The sequence below is a fragment of the Lignipirellula cremea genome, assembly GCF_056501455.1.
Window position 1 is genome coordinate 4,906,814 of the sequence record NZ_CM151415.1, and the last position, 16,329, is coordinate 4,923,142.

A 16,329-nucleotide genomic window follows, 5' to 3' on the forward strand; every position below is an offset into this window, starting at 1 on the left:
CATGACCGTTCTCGCGATCGAAACCGCTACGCAGACCTGCTCGGTCGCGCTCGTGCAGCAAGAGACGACGCTGGCGAGCCGGGTTCTTCCGCCCGAGACGAAGGCGGCGAAGTACCTGGCGCCGGCGATTCGGGAGGTCCTTGCCGAGGCGGGGAAGGATCTCGACGAAGTGACGGCGCTGGCCATCGACGTCGGCCCCGGGTCGTTCACCGGCCTGCGCGTCGGAATCGGACTGGCGAAGGGACTGGCGTTCGCCCGGGATTTGCCCGTCTACGGAATCCTCTCCCTCGACGCGCTGGCGGAGCAGGCACGCCAGGAGTTGGCTCCCGACGTTCTGGCCGAGGGATTCGCGACGATCCTCGACGCCTATCGCGGCCAGGTCTTCGTGAAGCGCTTCGGGAAGCCGGGAAGCGACAACGACGGCGGAGCGACCGTCGTCGATCTCGACGAGTGGCTGGACGGACCGGAAGGGCAGTCCCTTCTGTTCGGACAGGTTCCGAAAGCGAGACTGGCCGAATTCCGCAATCGGCGACTGTTTCTGCCCGCGGGCGAGCAGGCCGTGCCGCACGCGTCCGCCGTCGGTCGCCTGGCCGCGAGAAGGATCGCCCTCGGTCATCCGCCCGACGACGTCTTCGCGATGCTGCCGGTCTACCTGCGCAAGAGCGCGGCGGAAGAGAAGGCGGACTCACGGGAGAACTTGTAGATCGAACGAATCGCCTCCTTCGTGCCTTTGGTGGCCCAGATTGCTTGCCAATCTGGGGCGAACGAAGTTCGACAAGAGGAAGTCGCTGAGCGATTCCGTGTCGCACATGAACGGAAGATTGATTCCTCTTGCGGCTGCGCCGCCCCGATTGCAAGCAATCAGGGCCACCCACGAAGACAACCGCTGCCGACGGCGACCGTGCCTTAACGCAATCTTCGCAGGGCCCGTCGGTAAGATAGCCGCGGTTCGTTCGTCCATCCGCCGAAGATCTGCCATGCTTCGTTTCGATTCGCCGTCGCTCCGACCAGTTCAGGTCGCGCTCTCGGTCGCATTTCTCGCGTTCGTTTCGACCGCCTCCGCCGATCCGCTGCCGAAGTCGATCCGGGTGGCGACGTGGAACCTGGAATGGTTCTACGACGATCATCAGGGGGATAACGAAAGCGATCTGTCGAAGGAGCTCTCCGCGCCGTCGGCTGCGGACTGGCAGTGGAAGGTCGAAGTCGCCGCGGCAGGCATCGCGAAACTCGACGCTACGATCATCGCGCTGCAGGAGGTCGAGAACCGCAAGGTCCTGCGGGACCTGACCAAGGTTCTCGAAGCGCAGCATGGGCAAAAGTTCCGCATCGCCTTCGCCGAGGGCTGGGACGTCTTCACCGAGCAGGACGTCGCGTTCCTGTACCGCAGCGGCCTGGTCGAGTTCAGCCGCCGCGAGCAATCGAGCGAGATGTTCGCGAGCAAGGACTTCTACAACCTGCAGAAGCATCTGTTCGCCCGCTTCGAGTGGGGCGAGGGCGAGGAGAAGCAGTCGCTGCTGATGCTGACCCTGCACCTTCGGGCGGCGGAGCAGGGCGCCTCGATCCGCGAGCGGCAGTGCCGGCTGGCGAAGGCCTGGCTGGCCGACGCTCTGGCGAGAGGCGAGAACGTGATCCTGCTCGGCGACATCAATACCGACGAGGAGGCGCTTCCTCCGCCGGTCGGCACGGACGTCGATATCCTCTCGGGCCTTTCCACGCCGACGCCGCAGGACGAGATGGTCGACCTGCACGTTCATCTGCCGCCGGCGGAACGACCGACGCACCTGAACGGCGATTCGTACGATCGGATCTTCGTCAGCCCCAGCCTGAACGCCGACGAGGCGGGGAAGAAAGACTTCGTGTTTCAGTCGATCGCCCGCGTTCGCGACGCCTGCGTCCGCGGCGCTCCCGACACCGACCACCGCGAGAACTACTGGCCGATCCCCGTCGCCGAGCGCGACGTGAGCGATCACTATCCGCTGGTGGCGGAGTTCGAGGTGAAGTGACGAGGCGTCTGCTACGCTAAATGAATGCAGCGCAAGGTACGTCTCGGAACTTGGCTCGTTATCTTCGGGATCGCCACGACTCTCGCGGTGCTTCTCGGCAGCGCACTGTGGCAGAGCGATTTATTCGACTGGGGCCCAGAGTCGAGTCTGCGCAGCGCGTGTCGAAGGTGGAATCTTCCAGTTCCGGAGAGGGTGGAAGACCTCGAAGTCGTCTACGGAACAAAGGGGCGAGATTCCGCTGACGATTTCCGGATGCAACTCCGACTTCGCATTCCTCCGGAAGAGATGCCCGAATGGATGAAGGGAGCCAGCTCTGCCATGTGGGGCATGCAATGGCGTACTTCAGATGCTGAGGGCCGTGAGCAAGCTTTGCGGTACGGATGCGAGGTCGACGAATCGTACCTGACTCCGCATCCCGGGCTTCGGAAGTTCGGCGACGCGACGATCTTTGCCGATGCTGAAGAGGGTAAGATCGAGATCGTCTGGATCAGATGATCTCACTTCGACTTCGGCCGATGTCTTCCCGCATTTTCCTCCTGCTCCTGGCATTTCTCAGCTTCGCGCTACCGGCTCTCGCGCAGGAAGATGCGGCAGCGCCGCCGCGCGCGGCGAACGCCGGTAAGCCGTACTGGATCGTCCTGCACGGACCGATCTTCGGACCGACGGCCAACTTCGTCCGGCGGCATCTGGAGGCGGCCGAGGAGGCCGGGGCGGAGACGATCGTGATCGAGATCGACAGCCCGGGCGGCGAATTGCAGGCCTGTCTGGAACTGTGCGAGAAGATTCAGGAGGTCAGCCCGCTGGCGAAGACCATCGCCTACGTGCCGCGGGAAGCCTTGAGCGGCGCGGCGCTGGCGACCATCGCCTGCGACGAACGCTACCTCGCGCCGGGGGCCAGGCTCGGCGACGTGGGCGTCATCGAATCGGGCTTCGACGGCGCCTTTCGCTTCGCGGAGGCCAAGCTGCGCAGCGACGTCGCGCTACGTGCCCGCGGTTTCGCGAACCAGTCGGGCGTCGCGCCCGCCTTCGCCGAAGCGATGGTCGACAAGGATCTGGAAGTCTTTCGGCATACCAACGAGGCGACGGGCGACGCGGGATTCTTCTCGGAGGCGGAGATCGCCGCGCGGCCTGACGCCGCGGACTGGAAGCAGGGCGAACTGGTCTTCGAGTCCCGAAAGAACAACTTCTTCGAGGTCTCCGGCGAGCGAGCGGAGGAACTGGGCATCGCGACCGGACTCGCGTCGTCCGACGAGGCGTTCGCGGAAGCGATCGGCCTCGATCGAGTTCCGTCGAAGCATCGCTGGACCTGGACCCATACCGCGGCGGCGTTCTTCAACCATCCGCTGGTGTCGTTCCTGCTGATCGCTATCGGCCTGATCGCGCTCTACGTGGAATTCTCGGCGCCAGGATTGTCGGTGGGGGGACTCCTGGCGGGGCTCTGCTTCGTCCTGTTCTTCTGGAGTCACTTTTTCGGCGGCACGGCGCAGTGGCTGGAGGTGATCCTGTTCGCGACGGGCATCGTCTTTCTGCTCTGCGAATTCGCGGTGCTGCCCGGGTTCGGCGTCGCGGGGCTGACGGGAATCGTGCTGGTGATCGGGAGCACGATTCTCGCCATGCAGAGTTTCGTCCTGCCGGCGGATCAGGCGGACTGGCGGGCGCTGTCGATCTCCGCCGCGGTGACGATCGGCGCGTGCGTCGCCTCGACGATTCTGCTGGCCGTGCTGGTCCGTTTCTTTCACGTGCTGCCCGGCCTCGGCAAGATGGTTCTGAAGCCAGAGGCCTACGATCCGCTGGGCGGCGAAGTCGACGCCGACGGGAAGAAAATCGGAGCCGGAGCGGGCTCCGGCGCGGAGCCCCTCTTCGTCGGCGACTGGGGCGTCGCCGTCGCGCCGCTCAAGCCGACCGGCATCGCTGAGTTCGCCGACCGCCGCTTCTCCGTCAGCACGCAGGGCGAGTATCTCGAAGCGGGCGAACCGGTCCGGATCGTCAAGTTGCGAGGCAGGAAGATCGTGGTGGAGCGCGCGGCCGAAGAGGCGTGAATCACCTTTTGTAGGGCTGGCGCCCTCGCCTGCCAAGAGAGCTGGTACCAGCCGCGTGGCAGGCGAGGGCGCCAGCCCTACGGGGGAGCGAAACGCCTCCCGCTTGTCGAAGCGTGAAGATCGCGTAAGGATTTCTTCACGAATCGAATCGATGCAGGCGGAGCGAACGGCGGATGGACTATCTCGATCAGGCGGCCAGGCTCGGCGCGGCGGCGCTCGCCGCGGGGGCGATCGGCCTGGAGCGGGAACTCCGCGACAAGACCGCCGGGCTCAGGACGCACCTTCTGGTCGCCATCGGCGCCGCGACGTTCGTGATCATCAGCGAAATCGGGCTGAGCGAATATGCGGAGGGCCAGCAGCCGCCGAACCTCGACCGGATGCGAACGCTCGCCGGACTGATCGGCGGGATCGGCTTTCTGGGCGCCGGCGCCATCCTTCGCGATCGCGGCGGAATCAAGGGACTCACCACGGCGGCCAGCCTCTGGACAGCCGCCTCGCTGGGCGCCGCCGCAGGCTTCGGCTACTTCGGATTGACCCTGCTGGCGACGGCGCTCGCCCTGTTCGTGCTCGTGCCGGTGCAGTTTCTGGAGATGTGGCTCAACCCCAAGGAGCGAAAGCGAGCGAGCCCTTCCGGCGACCGCGTCGACGGCGACTCTTCGGCGCCGAACGGGTTGACGACGAAGCCGCCCACGGCGCCGTGAGCTGCGTCGCGATTCGGCAAGGCAGGCGGCGCGTTCTCGAACGACTTTCTCTGCGTGCGTCAACGCAGTTGATTCCATTCCGAAGCAGACGGCAGGCGCCAGTAATAGGTCCGCTGGCGGAACTTATCCTCTTCGAAGCGAGTTTCGCAGCCTGAATCGGTCAGCGACTTCGCGAGCCAGAAGTCATGTCCTGTCGAGAAGGCCGGGACGCAGCGAAGGATCGCTTCGCGGGCCGCGGCGGTCCCGATCTTTCCGAGCGCCGCGACGGCTGCGGTCTGACCGTTGCCACGCGCTTCGCAGGCGAGACGTTCCAGACGCACGACCGCCCCTTCGTATCGTCGATGGCCGAGCGCTTTGCAGGCGTCTTCCTGAACGTACATGTCGCCCGAATCGAGAAACTCCAGGATCGCTGAGGTCGCATCGGGCGGGGCGAGGGCGATCGCATTCCTCGCGTAGAAGCGCTCGTCGTAGTCATCCCTGAAGTCGCCCGCGCGGTAGAGTTCGAGCATCGCCTGGAAGGCAAGGCGGTCCGACCCGATCTCCTCATCCGTCGCCGGTTTGCAGACGCCGGCGCCGTGCGAGTAGTAACTCGTGTCGACGAGGTAATCGGTCGGCATTTCGTACCAGTCGACTTCCTCCTCGGCTGCGGCGTTCAGCGACGCCAGAAAGGACTCGACGGACCGATAGGCGACGGGCTCCGAGGAGTAGTTCTTAATGTGCTCCCAGAAATAGATCCGTCCAAGCAACGGACCGGCGAAGAATATCGCGGCACGATCGCCATTGTCGCCGATCCAGAACGGACACGAGCCGCGAAGGTCGCTGATCTCGCTGAACTCCTGGTAGTCGCGAATCGCTTCCGTCGAACGCAGCAGCCGCATCGGACGCCCTTCGGCGGTCCCTTCGCTTTCGCCGTCGGTACGTTCGTAGAGGACTCGCAACTCTGTCGGAAGCCTCGCGGCGAGGGCAGATTCGATCTCGGCAATCCAGGGTTGGGTCATCGGTAATCCTCCGACCGAAAGACGGACGACGACGAACGGAGAAGCGAGGGAGCGGCATTCGTCGGCAGGTCGAGAAAGAGCGTACAGGACCGAACGGACCGAAACGACCGCCCAGCTTCGCCTGTTTACCCTCTCGCGCTGCACGACTATCATCGGCGACGGTCGCGGGTCAGGGGAGCGAGGTCGCTCCGGACGCTCCCGCGATTCTCCTCTCCCCCAGGGCGAACGCCGTGAGTTGCTTTCTCGGGATCGATATCGGCACGTCGGGCACCAAGACGATCCTGATTGACGAATCGGGCAAGCTGCTCGCGGAAGCGAGCGCCAAGTACCCCTGCTCGGAACCCAAGCCCCTCTGGTCCGAACAGAACCCGGACGACTGGTGGAAGGCGGTCGTGAAGACCGTCCGCGCCGTCGTCAAGGAAAGCGGTCGTAAAAAGACCGACGTCAAGGCGATCGGCCTGTCGGGACAGATGCACGGTTCGGTCTTTCTCGACGCGAGCGACAACGTCATCCGCCCGGCGCTTCTCTGGAACGATCAGCGGACCGCGGCCGAGTGCGAAGAGATCGAACGCCGCGCGGGCGGACGGAGCGAACTGATCCGCATGGTGGCGAACCCGGCGCTGACCGGGTTCACCGCGCCGAAGATCCTCTGGCTGCGGAACAACGAGCCGCAGAACTTCGACAAGCTGAAGAAGGTCCTGCTTCCCAAGGACGACGTCCGGCGGCGCCTGACCGGCGAGTACGCGACCGAGGTCAGCGATGCCAGCGGAATGCTGCTGCTCGACGTCGCCAAGCGGAACTGGTCGACCGAGCTGCTGGGCAAGCTGGAACTCGATCCGTCGCTGCTGGGGAAGGTCTACGAATCGGAAGAAGTGACCGGCAATCTGACCGAGGCGGCGGCGAAGGAACTGGGCCTGACGACCGACTGCCTCGTCGTCGGCGGAGCGGGCGACTGTGCGGCGAACGCCATCGGAACCGGCGTCGTGAAGAGCGGCATTCTCTCCACATCGGTCGGCACCTCGGGCGTCATGTTCGTCCACAGCGACGAGATGCAATTCGATCCGCAGGGACGCCTGCATACGTTCTGTCATGCCGTCCGCGGTAAGTGGCACATGATGGGCGTCACCCTCTGTGCGGGGCGTTCGCTGGAGTGGTTCGCGGAGAAGCTCTGCGTCGAACTGGTCGCGAAGGGCAAGGACAAGGGGAAGTCGAAGGATCCCTACGCCGTGCTGCTCAAGGAAGCGGCCAAGGCGCCGGCAGGCTCGGGCGGACTGCTGTTCCTGCCCTATCTGTCGGGCGAACGGACGCCGCACGCTGATCCCGATGCGCGGGGATGCTTCGTCGGCCTGACCGTATCGCACGAACGGCGACACGTCGTGCGGTCGATCGTGGAAGGGGTCTGTTACTCGATGCGGGACAGCCTGGCGATCATTCAGGACCTGGGCGTGCCGGTGAACGAGATCCGCGTCTCGGGCGGCGCCTCGAAGGCGCAGTTCTGGCGTCAGGTCCAGGCCGACGTTTTCGGCCAGGAGGCCTGCACCATCAACGCGGAGCAGGGGCCGGCTTACGGCGTCGCGCTCCTCGCGGCGACCGGCGCCGGGGCGTTCAAGGACGTCGTCGAAGCCTGCGAAGCGACGATCGACGTCGTGAAGCGAACCCCCAGCGACGCCGCCGCGGTGCAGGCGCATAACGCGGCCTTCCCGATCTATCAGCAGCTTTACCGCTCGCTGAAGAACGACTTCAAGAAGCTCGCCGCGCTCGACGCGACGCCGACAGGCGGACTGTGCGAGACGACGTCGGAAGAGGCGACTTCAGCGAAGGCCGAAGCGGCGGAGCCTTCCGCCAACGGTCATGCCTCCGCCGGCTCCGCTAAGAAGAAAGCGAAGAAGAACGGCCAGACCGCGACGAAGAAGGCCGTGAAGTCGAAGTCGCGTTCGGAAAAGAGCGAAGGGTGACCGATCGAGCGATGCGGAGTCCTGCGACCGCAGCGGCTAGCGGGGGACGGAAGTCCCCCGAGCCTGTCGATCGAGCGAAGCGACGATCGAACGTCGAAGCGCTCTATCGGTTCCAGGCGCTGGCATTCTGCGACTGCCAGCCGAACTTGGGGGACCTCCGTCCCCCGCTATCCGGCACGCGAGGATCTTCGTCATGAACCACCGCGGCGTTCCCTGGATACTCGAGTCCGACGTCGAGCGGCTGCTGGAGATGAAGCCGCTCGTCGACGCGGTGCGCGAGGCGTTCGTGCATCTGGCCCAGGGGAAGGCCGAGGTGCAGCCTCGCACGCGCGTCCGGGCGCCCGGCATGATCCTGCACGCGATGAGCGCGGCGGACTCGGTCTGGAACCTGATCGCCTGGAAGAACTATGTCACGAGCAAACAGGGAGCGAAGTTCGTCGTCGCCCTCTACTCGACCGAGTCGCTCCTTCCGCTCGCGTTCATCGAAGCCGATCGGCTCGGCCAGATGCGGACCGGCGCCGCGACCGCCGTGGCGATCGACCGACTGACGCCGCCCGATCTGAACACGATGGCGCTGTTCGGAACGGGCTGGCAGGCAGAGGGTCAACTTGCCGGAGCGCTCGCCGTTCGGCCGATGAAATCGGTGCGCGTCGCCGGCCGGGATCCCGCACGCCTGCGAAAATTCTGCGAACGGATGTCGGCGCAGCACCTCATCGACGTTCAGCCGGCGGATTCGCCCGCAGCCGCCGTACGGGATATGCGACTGGTCATTTCCGCCACTTCGTCCGTCACGCCGGTCGTCGAATCGGATCAGCTCCCCCGGGAGGGCCTGTTCGTCGCGATGGGTTCCAACTGGCCGAACAAGCAGGAGTTCGATCCGGCATTCGTCTGGTCCTGTTCGCACGTGGTGGTCGACCACCGGCAATCCTGCCGCAACGAGGCGGGCGAACTGATCGCGGCGGCCCGAAACGCCTCGTTCGAGTGGTCGCAAACGATCGAACTGGGCGACCTCCTCCTGTCGCCCGCCGAGGCGCCGGAAGTCTCTGCGATCCCGGCCTTTCTCGCCGTGCGCCCTGGCAGGATGCTGTTCAAATCGGTCGGCCTGGCGATCGAGGATCTCGCCGCCGCGAAGCTGGTCGTGGAAGCCCAATCCGGTTGAGGCGTTCGGCGGCAGACTAGCGGATCGGGCCGGTACGGTGTAAATTTCAGGGTTTACGCCATCCGCCAGATCGCCGCAGTCGCCGTGCCTGAGGACGCCTCGCAGTCCATTCGCCAGCCGGATTGCCGGCGGGGTCGCCTCGCGGTCATTTCCGGACCGTCAGGCGCGGGCAAGTCCACGATCGTGCGGGCGCTTCTGGGAAGACAGCGGTTTCCGCTGGCGCTCTCCTGCTCGGCGACGACGCGAAAGCCGCGTCCCGGGGAGGTCGACGGCGTCGACTACCGCTTCCTGAGCCACGAGGAATTCGACCGGCGAAAGGCCGCGGGCGAGTTTCTGGAGTGCAAGGAGGTCTTCGGTCGCGGTCACTGGTACGGGACGCTCGTCGAGGAGGTCGAACGACGCCTCGACGAGGGAAAGACAGTCATTCTGGAGATCGACGTCGAGGGGATGCAGGCCGTTCGGGAGAAGTGCCCGGAACTGCTGACTTTCTTCGTCGAGCCGGAATCGGAAGAAGAACTGGAGCGTCGCCTGACGGATCGGAACACCGACTCGCCGGAAGACATTCGCCGCCGGCTGGAGGTCGCCCGGCGGGAGTGGGAGATCGCCCCGCAGTACCGCTACCGCATCGTCAACCGCCACGTCGACCAGGCCGTCGCCGACATCGAATCGGCGCTCGCCGCCGAAGGGGTCGTCGAGGGGCCGCACGGTTAACCCGATCATCGCCCGGCGAGTCGCCGAGCCCTATCGATTCACGAACGTCGTCCGTCTCACGGAGCGAAACGCATGCATGAGGAACTGAAGGAAGAAGACATCGTCAATCAGGTCGGCGGGCGCTTCAAGCTCTCCACCCTGATCCAGAAGCGGCTCGTGCAGCTCAACCAGGGGAGCCGTCCTCTGGTGGACATGCCCGGTTCGAGCAAGATGGAGATCGTCCTTCGGGAGATCCGCGACGGGAAGATCGAACTCGACACGTCGAACGATATCCGCCCCGTCGTCGAAGGCCACGAAGGCTACCTCGACTTCAGCACGCTGGAATAGTCGAACGACGGCATATGCCTTTCTGAGCGGGGGACGAGCGTCCCCCGAGTTCGTGGCGCATTCCGTCGACTCAAAAAGCACGCCCGCCGCATGGCTGACCGGAATCTGATTCTGCTCGGCGTTACGGGAGGCGTCGCGGCGTACAAGGCCGCGGCGTTGACGAGCAAGCTTGCGCAGGCGGGACGCGACGTGCAGGTCATTCTGACCCCCGCGGCGGAACGTTTCGTCGGCGAGGCGACGTTCGCGGCGCTCTCCGGCAGGCCGGTCGCCAAGTCGATCTTCGAGCCGGAACGCTATCCGCTCGGGGCTCATATCGAACTCGCCCGGGCGGCCAAGGCGTTGATCGTGGCGCCGGCGACGGCGGACTTTCTCGCCCGGACCGCGCATGGCCTGGCCGACGATCTGCTCTCGACGACCTATCTCTGCTTCGACGGGCCGATTCTGTTCGCCCCGGCGATGAACGTGGAGATGTGGAACAAGCCGGTCGTGCAGCGAAACGTCGCGACGCTCCGCGAAGATGGCGTGACGATCGTCGGACCCGAGGAAGGCTGGCTCAGTTGCCGCGACCGGGGGGCGGGACGCATGTCCGAACCCGACGCGATCTTCCAGGCGATCGAGGCGCTGATCGCCGAGGGAACGTAGACGTGGCCCGCATCCTCATCACGTCGGGCCCCACGCGACAGTATCTCGATCCGGTCCGGTATCTGACCAACGCTTCCAGCGGTCGGATGGGACGAGCCCTGGCGGAGGCGGGTCTCGCGCGGGGTCACGCGATCGTGATCGTCAGCGGGCCGGTCGAAGTCAGCTATCCCGACGCCGCCGAAGTCGTCTGGGTGACGTCCACGGAGGAGATGCTGGACGAGGGCCGGCGACTGTTCGCCGACTGCGACGGCCTGATCGGCGCCGCGGCGCCTTGCGACTATCGCCCGGTGCGGGTCGAGACGCAAAAGATCCAGAAGACGGGTCAGCCTCTGGAACTGCACTTGGTCGAGACGCCCGACATTGTCGCGACCCTTGGGGCCGAGCGTCGGGCGGAGCAGTGGCTCGTCGGCTTCGCGCTCGAGACCCAGGACAGCCGCTTCCGCGCCATCGTCAAGATGCAGAAGAAGCAGTGCCGGCTGATGGTCGTGAACGGTCCCTCGGCGATGAACGCCGAGGATAACGAGATCGAGATCCTCGACTCGACCGGGGAGGTCGTCTGCCGCTTCGCCGGATCGAAACGGGCCGTGGCCGATGCGATCTTCGACGCGATCGAGACGCGGATTCTCGACGCGACGGGCTGATCTCGCCGGACTTGCAAAGGCCCGCGATCGCCTCGCCTCTGTGGAAAACGTGTCGATACCAAGGCGAGGCTCAAGCCCGCGACGTTTCGGCGGTCTTCGATCGTTCGCTCCCGGAATTAATTTCGGCAATCTCGGCAAGACGCCCCAACTGGCGACAATGCAAGGCCTTAGGTTGAATGCTTCAACCTTGACGGCGGGGGGAGGATCACTATAATCCGTACATTCGGCAAGATCGGCAAGCTTGGAAGATGCGGTAGTCGCCGTATCCTGTTCGGAACGGGGACTTTGCGTCGTTCAGTCGCAAGCCCGATCTTTGCGGCTCTCGTTTCAACCCGCCCTTCGTCGATGCGAGCGATCGCCAGGCGGTCGACGCGCGGGTCCGACCGAGGAGTCGGCGGTCCGGTTTCGTACCTATGGAGAGGAACGATCAAGCGCTATGTCGACGACCAAGACCGTTTTCACGACGGGCGAAGCCGCCAAGATCTGCAAGGTCAGCCAGCAGACGATCATCCGTTGCTTCGATAACGGATCGCTGAAGGGCTTCCGCGTGCCGGGAAGTCGCTTCCGCCGGATTCCGCGCGACGCGCTGTTCTCCTTCATGCGCGAGAACGGCATTCCGACCGACGACCTGGAAAGCGCCTCGCGGAAGGTGCTGATCGTCGACGACGACGTCGATCTGGTCGAGATGCTGGTCGACGTCTTCAAGCGGGACGGGGCGTTCGAGATAAGGACGGCCAACAACGGCTTCGAGGCCGGCATGCTGGTCAAGGAGTTCCGCCCTGATCTGGTGGTCCTCGACGTGATGCTGCCGGACATCAACGGCAAAGAGGTCTGTCATCTGGTCCGCACCGACAAGACGATGGACCACGTCAAGATCATCTGCATCTCGGGCATGATCGAGAACCAGAAGATCGCCGAGCTCAAGGAAGCGGGCGCCGACGACTTCATGCAGAAGCCGTTCTCCGTCGACCAGCTCATGCAGCGCTCTTACCAGCTTCTGCAGATGGACTACTCGGGCTCGTATTGAGCGCGAATCGATCGAACGCGAATCGACGGTCGGACAGGGACGATCCTGACGCGGCGCAGCGACCGCGATTTTCGCGGCGCCCGCGAATTGCGCAGCGGCCGGGGCGACGATGCTGACTTATCCTCCTGCCGATCGCAGCGCGGCGCCGTTCGCGCCCCCGCTCGACGAGTCCGAAGCCTGGCGACTCGTCGGCCTGGCGCTCGCTCCCGAAGCCGAAGCGATCGAGCTCTTTCGCGAACGGGCTTGCCGTTCGCCCTCGTTTCTGGCCTGGAGCCTCGTGCGAGCCGGCGCCCGCTCCGGCGGTCTCTGCGAGTCGATCGACGAGCTTCGACGAACCGTCCTCGCCTGCGGCTTCGCCCGGTTCCTGCTCGGCGAAGAGAAACGAGCTTACGCGGCGGCTCCGGTCCCGTTCGACGCCGCCGAGCTCGAACGCCGGCTGAACGAGGCGCTTCCGACGCCGCTCCGGGATGTGCGAAGCGCCGACGATCCGCAGCTCGCGTTCGATCGCGCGGCCGCGACCGCGCCGGCTTACGCCTCGCTTCAGATCACTGACGACTCGATCGACGCCCCCTGCGGGGCGCTTCCGTGGAACGATCTTCCGCTGCCGGCGGGCTGGCGGAGACTCTGGCGTCGCGCGGTCCTACGGCACGGAATCGACGAGCGCGCGTTCGAGCGCGAACTGCTCGTATGCGCTGCGGACGCGCGGACCGGCGGATCGCCTTCGCTGCGGTTGCGAACTTCCGAAGCGGGCGCGTCTCTCGCACATCGAACGCTGCAGCGGTCGGCGGAACTGGTTCTCGCGCAGGGGGCGAGCGAGGCGGAGATCCTGCGACGGCTCGACGCGGAACGCTGGGCGTCGATGAAGGCGCTCGCTTACGGGGCGAGTCACGAGATCAACAATCCGCTGGCGAACATCGCTTCCCGCGCCCAGGCGCTCGCGCTGGACGAACCGGACCAGGATCGTCTCGCGAAGCTCCGCACGATCGAGCGCCAGGCCTTCCGGGCGTTCACGATGATTCAGAACCTGACGCTGGTGGCCGAACCTCCGACGCCGGAGTTCGCCCGCGTCGACTGGACCGCCGCGCTCGATCGGTTCGCAGCGAAGTGGCAGGAAGACGCCTCCGCCAAGGGCATCCGGCTCGAACGGACCGACCTGCCGAAGCGACCCGTCTGGATCGCCGCCGATCCGTCGCAGATCGAGGTCATCTTCGACGAACTGGTGCGGAACGCGATCGAAGCGTCGCCCTCGGGAACGCGAATCGTCGTCAGCGGTCCTTCCGTCGTTCAGGAGGATCACGGCGACGGGCCGCGAACCTTCTGCCTGGCGGAGATCGTCGACGAAGGATCGGGCCTATCCGACGTCGCGAGGGAGCGGCTGTTCGACCCGTTCTATTCGGGGCGCGAGGCGGGCCGGGGACAGGGGTTCGGTCTGTCCAAGGCGCGTCGCATCGTAGAGAATCACGGCGGATCGCTCCGCTGCCGCGAACGCTCTCCCCGCGGCCTGGCGATGCGGTGGCTGTTGCCGCCCGCGGCCGACGGCTAACGAACGGACCTGCGAGCTCGATCGCCCCGGCCGGCTCGCCCAGCCGTGCTGCGCGACTCGTGCGCGTGCCGTCGTCGAGACGTTCCGATACTGCGCCGGCGTATACGAAAAGCGTGGCGGAACTAGTCGTAGAGTCGGCTCTCCTTCGGCACGGCTGGACGAGCCAGCCGTGGCACACAGCCTCGTTCGCACTCGAACCCCGTCGCTCGGACCGATGGAGCATTCTTACGGCGCTCTGAGCCTGCTTCCGCCGCTCGCGGCGATCGTGCTGGCGATCGTCACCAGGAAGCCGCTGCCGTCGTTGCTGGCAGGCGTGTTCGTCGGGGCGCTCGTCCTGGCGGGCGGGAACCCGATCGCCGCCGTCGGTCAGGCGCTGGAATACCATCTCTGGCGGACGCTGATCGAGCCGGACAAGCTGGCCGTGTTCGCCTTCACCATGATGATGGGCGGCATGTCCGGCATCGTGCAGGCGAACGGCGGAATGCATGCGCTCGTCGCGGCGTCGGTCCGGTTCACCTCGACCCGGCGGCGCGGGATGGTCCTGACCTGGCTGCTCGGCCTCGTCATCTTCTTCGACGACTACGCCAATACGATCCTGCTCGGCCAGACGATGCGACCCGTCGCGGATCGCCTGCGAATCAGTCGGGAGAAACTGGCGTATCTCGTCGATTCGACGTCAGCGCCGGTCGCAGGGCTCGCGCTCGTTTCGACCTGGATCGCCGGCGAGCTGCAATATATCGACGAGGGGCTCTCCGCCGTCGGCTGGAGCGGCGAGATCTCCGGCGTCGAGGCGTTTCTGCAGAGCGTTCCCTTTCGTTTCTACGTTCTGCTGACGCTCTTTCTCTGCTTGTTGGTCGCGGTTTGGAATCGAGACTTTCCCGCGATGCATGCGGCAGAGCGTCGGGCGCAGGAGGTTCCGCCGCAGGAGCCGCCTGACGACCCTGGCGTCGACGGAGAGTTCGTTTCCAAGGCGGAATTCATCGCGGCCGCCCATGAACAGCCGCATCCTGCGAACGCCCGGTGGTATCACGCGGTCGTGCCGATCGGCGTCGCGGTGGCGGTGATCCTGTACCAGATGGTCGTGACCGGCGTCGCGAACTGCCGCGAGTCGGACACCGAACTGACGCTGATGAACGTCTTCGGCGCGTGCGATTCCTACCGATCGCTTCTTTGGGGATCGGTCGCCGGCATCGCGGTCGCCGCCGCCTGGACGTGGACGTCGCGACTGCTGTCGTGGGACGGCATCGTCGCGGCCGCAGGGCAGGGGGCCAAGCTGACGCTGCCGGCGCTGGCGGCGCTCTGGCTGGCGGGGTCGATCGCCAATATGACGAAGAACGAACCGCTGGAGCCGGCGGGCGGGTTCACGGCCCAGGAGATCGCTGCCGCAGAAGGGAACGACCCCTTCGCTTTCTCCGGCCGCTCGCTCTACACGGGACGTTACCTGGAGAGCGTCCTCGACTGGATCGTCGGCGGACGCCAGAACGCCTCTTCCGTGGCCTGGGCCCTGCCCACGATCGTCTTCCTCGCGGCGGCGGCCATGTCGTTCGCGACTGGCACGAGTTGGGGGACGATGGCGCTGCTGATGCCGCTGGCTCTGGCGCTTTGCGCGGCCGCGGCGAACGGCTCTTACGACCAGTCGGCGTCGACGGTCCTGTTCGCCGTCATCGGCAGCGTCCTGGCGGGGGCGATCTTCGGCGATCATTGTTCGCCGATTTCCGATACGACCATCCTTTCCTCCCAGGCGAGCGGCTGCGATCACGTGGCCCACGTGAAAACGCAGGCGCCCTACGCCATTTGCGCAGCGGCGTTCGCCATCCTGCTGGGGACGCTCCCGGCCGGGTTCGGATGGTCGCCCTATCTCGGGCTGGCGGCAGGCGCCGCAGGCATCGCCCTGACGCTTTGGATCGTCGGTCGCCGAAACGATCGAGACGCGGACACGGAGGGCTGACACCCTCCGCTCGCCTGTCGCGGCGATCGGGCGGGTCGCGCAAGCTCTGACGCCTGTTCGCGACAGTCGCACGCATCGCGCGCTTTCGGCCGAAAGCGCCGGCTGGCGAAGGCTTTCAGGTCGTGTGCGTCCGTCCGGAAAGAATCCTTCGGGAAATCTTCGGAAGTACCGAAACTGCGAACTCCGACTCTTTTTTCGTCAGGAGCCGGACGATTCAAGGATACCGGAATCGTATTCCCCGGCTGACGCTGCGGAATCGTGCCGCTCCGACCGACAGACTTCCGCTCCCGCGATCGATCGCTGCATCGACCGCCAGGGGAGAGGTTGTCCGTCGACGGCGCTGCCGAATCGTCGTCGTCGTCGGGAGATCCGATTTCGTCCGATCGAGACTCTGTGCGCTTCGCGCGTTCGTCCCATGCAGGACGGGCCAGCCGACGAACGTTCGTCGTTCGAGCCTGCGTTCCTGCGTGCGACGGTCCTGCGTAACGGCGTTCGGAGTTCGTCGCTTCGTTTCGGTCTCTTCGCGAGGCGGGACGAGGCGAAGAGCGGAACCTTCGACATGCGAACGAAATGACGGTTCGGGCGGAACTGAGCGCCCGTCGATCGACGACCGATTCTCGGGACGCTGCGGGCTG

The 16,329-nt window shown here is 65.5% G+C and carries 15 protein-coding genes; 14 read left to right on the plus strand and 1 reads right to left on the minus strand.

From position 1 onward, the window contains the following. Position 1 precedes the first annotated feature (1 nt). The 5 genes from tsaB (at position 2) to SH602x_RS19085 (ending at position 4,743) form a co-directional block, all read left to right on the plus strand. A complete protein-coding gene (gene tsaB, locus SH602x_RS19065) occupies positions 2–703 on the plus strand; it encodes a tRNA (adenosine(37)-N6)-threonylcarbamoyltransferase complex dimerization subunit type 1 TsaB (protein ID WP_479473824.1) in 702 nt (233 codons plus the stop codon). A 274-nt stretch (positions 704–977) separates the two neighbouring features. Further along, positions 978–2,003, plus strand: a complete 1,026-nt coding sequence (locus SH602x_RS19070; RefSeq protein WP_479473825.1) for an endonuclease/exonuclease/phosphatase family protein — start codon at positions 978–980, stop codon at positions 2,001–2,003. A gap of 24 nt (positions 2,004–2,027) precedes the next feature. Then, complete coding sequence (locus SH602x_RS19075) at positions 2,028–2,498, plus strand: hypothetical protein (RefSeq protein WP_479473826.1); 471 nt, start codon at positions 2,028–2,030, stop codon at positions 2,496–2,498. Between the two features lie 20 nt (positions 2,499–2,518). Further along, on the plus strand, positions 2,519–4,042 hold the full coding sequence (locus tag SH602x_RS19080) for an NfeD family protein (protein WP_479473827.1): 1,524 nt from the start codon (positions 2,519–2,521) through the stop codon (positions 4,040–4,042). Positions 4,043–4,215: 173 nt separating this feature from the next. After that, positions 4,216–4,743, plus strand: a complete 528-nt coding sequence (locus tag SH602x_RS19085) for an MgtC/SapB family protein (RefSeq protein WP_479473828.1) — start codon at positions 4,216–4,218, stop codon at positions 4,741–4,743. 59 nt (positions 4,744–4,802) lie between these two features. Here the strand turns inward: SH602x_RS19085 and SH602x_RS19090 are convergent, their stop codons facing one another. Further along, on the minus strand, positions 4,803–5,741 hold the full coding sequence (locus SH602x_RS19090; RefSeq protein ID WP_479473829.1) for a hypothetical protein: 939 nt from the start codon (positions 5,739–5,741) through the stop codon (positions 4,803–4,805). A 230-nt stretch (positions 5,742–5,971) separates the two neighbouring features. On the opposite strand from SH602x_RS19090, the gene xylB reads away from it, so the two are divergent. From xylB to SH602x_RS19135, 9 genes are all read left to right on the plus strand, one after another. Further along, on the plus strand, positions 5,972–7,696 hold the full coding sequence (xylB, locus tag SH602x_RS19095) for a xylulokinase (RefSeq protein ID WP_479473830.1): 1,725 nt from the start codon (positions 5,972–5,974) through the stop codon (positions 7,694–7,696). 193 nt (positions 7,697–7,889) lie between these two features. After that, the gene (locus SH602x_RS19100; RefSeq protein WP_479473831.1) at positions 7,890–8,855 is read left to right on the plus strand and encodes an ornithine cyclodeaminase family protein; all 966 of its coding nucleotides are present in this window, start codon (positions 7,890–7,892) and stop codon (positions 8,853–8,855) included. An 84-nt stretch (positions 8,856–8,939) separates the two neighbouring features. Further along, entirely contained in the window at positions 8,940–9,566 is a 627-nt protein-coding gene (gene gmk / locus SH602x_RS19105; RefSeq protein ID WP_479473832.1) for a guanylate kinase, read from the plus strand. A 72-nt stretch (positions 9,567–9,638) separates the two neighbouring features. After that, complete coding sequence (locus SH602x_RS19110) at positions 9,639–9,893, plus strand: DNA-directed RNA polymerase subunit omega (protein WP_479473833.1); 255 nt, start codon at positions 9,639–9,641, stop codon at positions 9,891–9,893. 90 nt (positions 9,894–9,983) lie between these two features. Continuing rightward, positions 9,984–10,535 (plus strand): flavoprotein, encoded by a 552-nt coding sequence (locus tag SH602x_RS19115; RefSeq protein WP_479473834.1) that lies wholly within the window; start codon positions 9,984–9,986, stop codon positions 10,533–10,535. Between the two features lie 2 nt (positions 10,536–10,537). Further along, positions 10,538–11,176, plus strand: a complete 639-nt coding sequence (locus SH602x_RS19120) for a phosphopantothenoylcysteine decarboxylase domain-containing protein (RefSeq protein ID WP_479471458.1) — start codon at positions 10,538–10,540, stop codon at positions 11,174–11,176. Between the two features lie 436 nt (positions 11,177–11,612). Next, a complete protein-coding gene (locus SH602x_RS19125; RefSeq protein WP_479471457.1) occupies positions 11,613–12,203 on the plus strand; it encodes a response regulator in 591 nt (196 codons plus the stop codon). 109 nt (positions 12,204–12,312) lie between these two features. Then, entirely contained in the window at positions 12,313–13,746 is a 1,434-nt protein-coding gene (locus SH602x_RS19130) for a sensor histidine kinase (protein WP_479473835.1), read from the plus strand. 214 nt (positions 13,747–13,960) lie between these two features. Further along, positions 13,961–15,694: a Na+/H+ antiporter NhaC family protein gene (locus tag SH602x_RS19135; protein ID WP_479473836.1), complete on the plus strand. Its 1,734-nt coding sequence runs from the start codon at positions 13,961–13,963 to the stop codon at positions 15,692–15,694. Positions 15,695–16,329 lie beyond the last annotated feature (635 nt).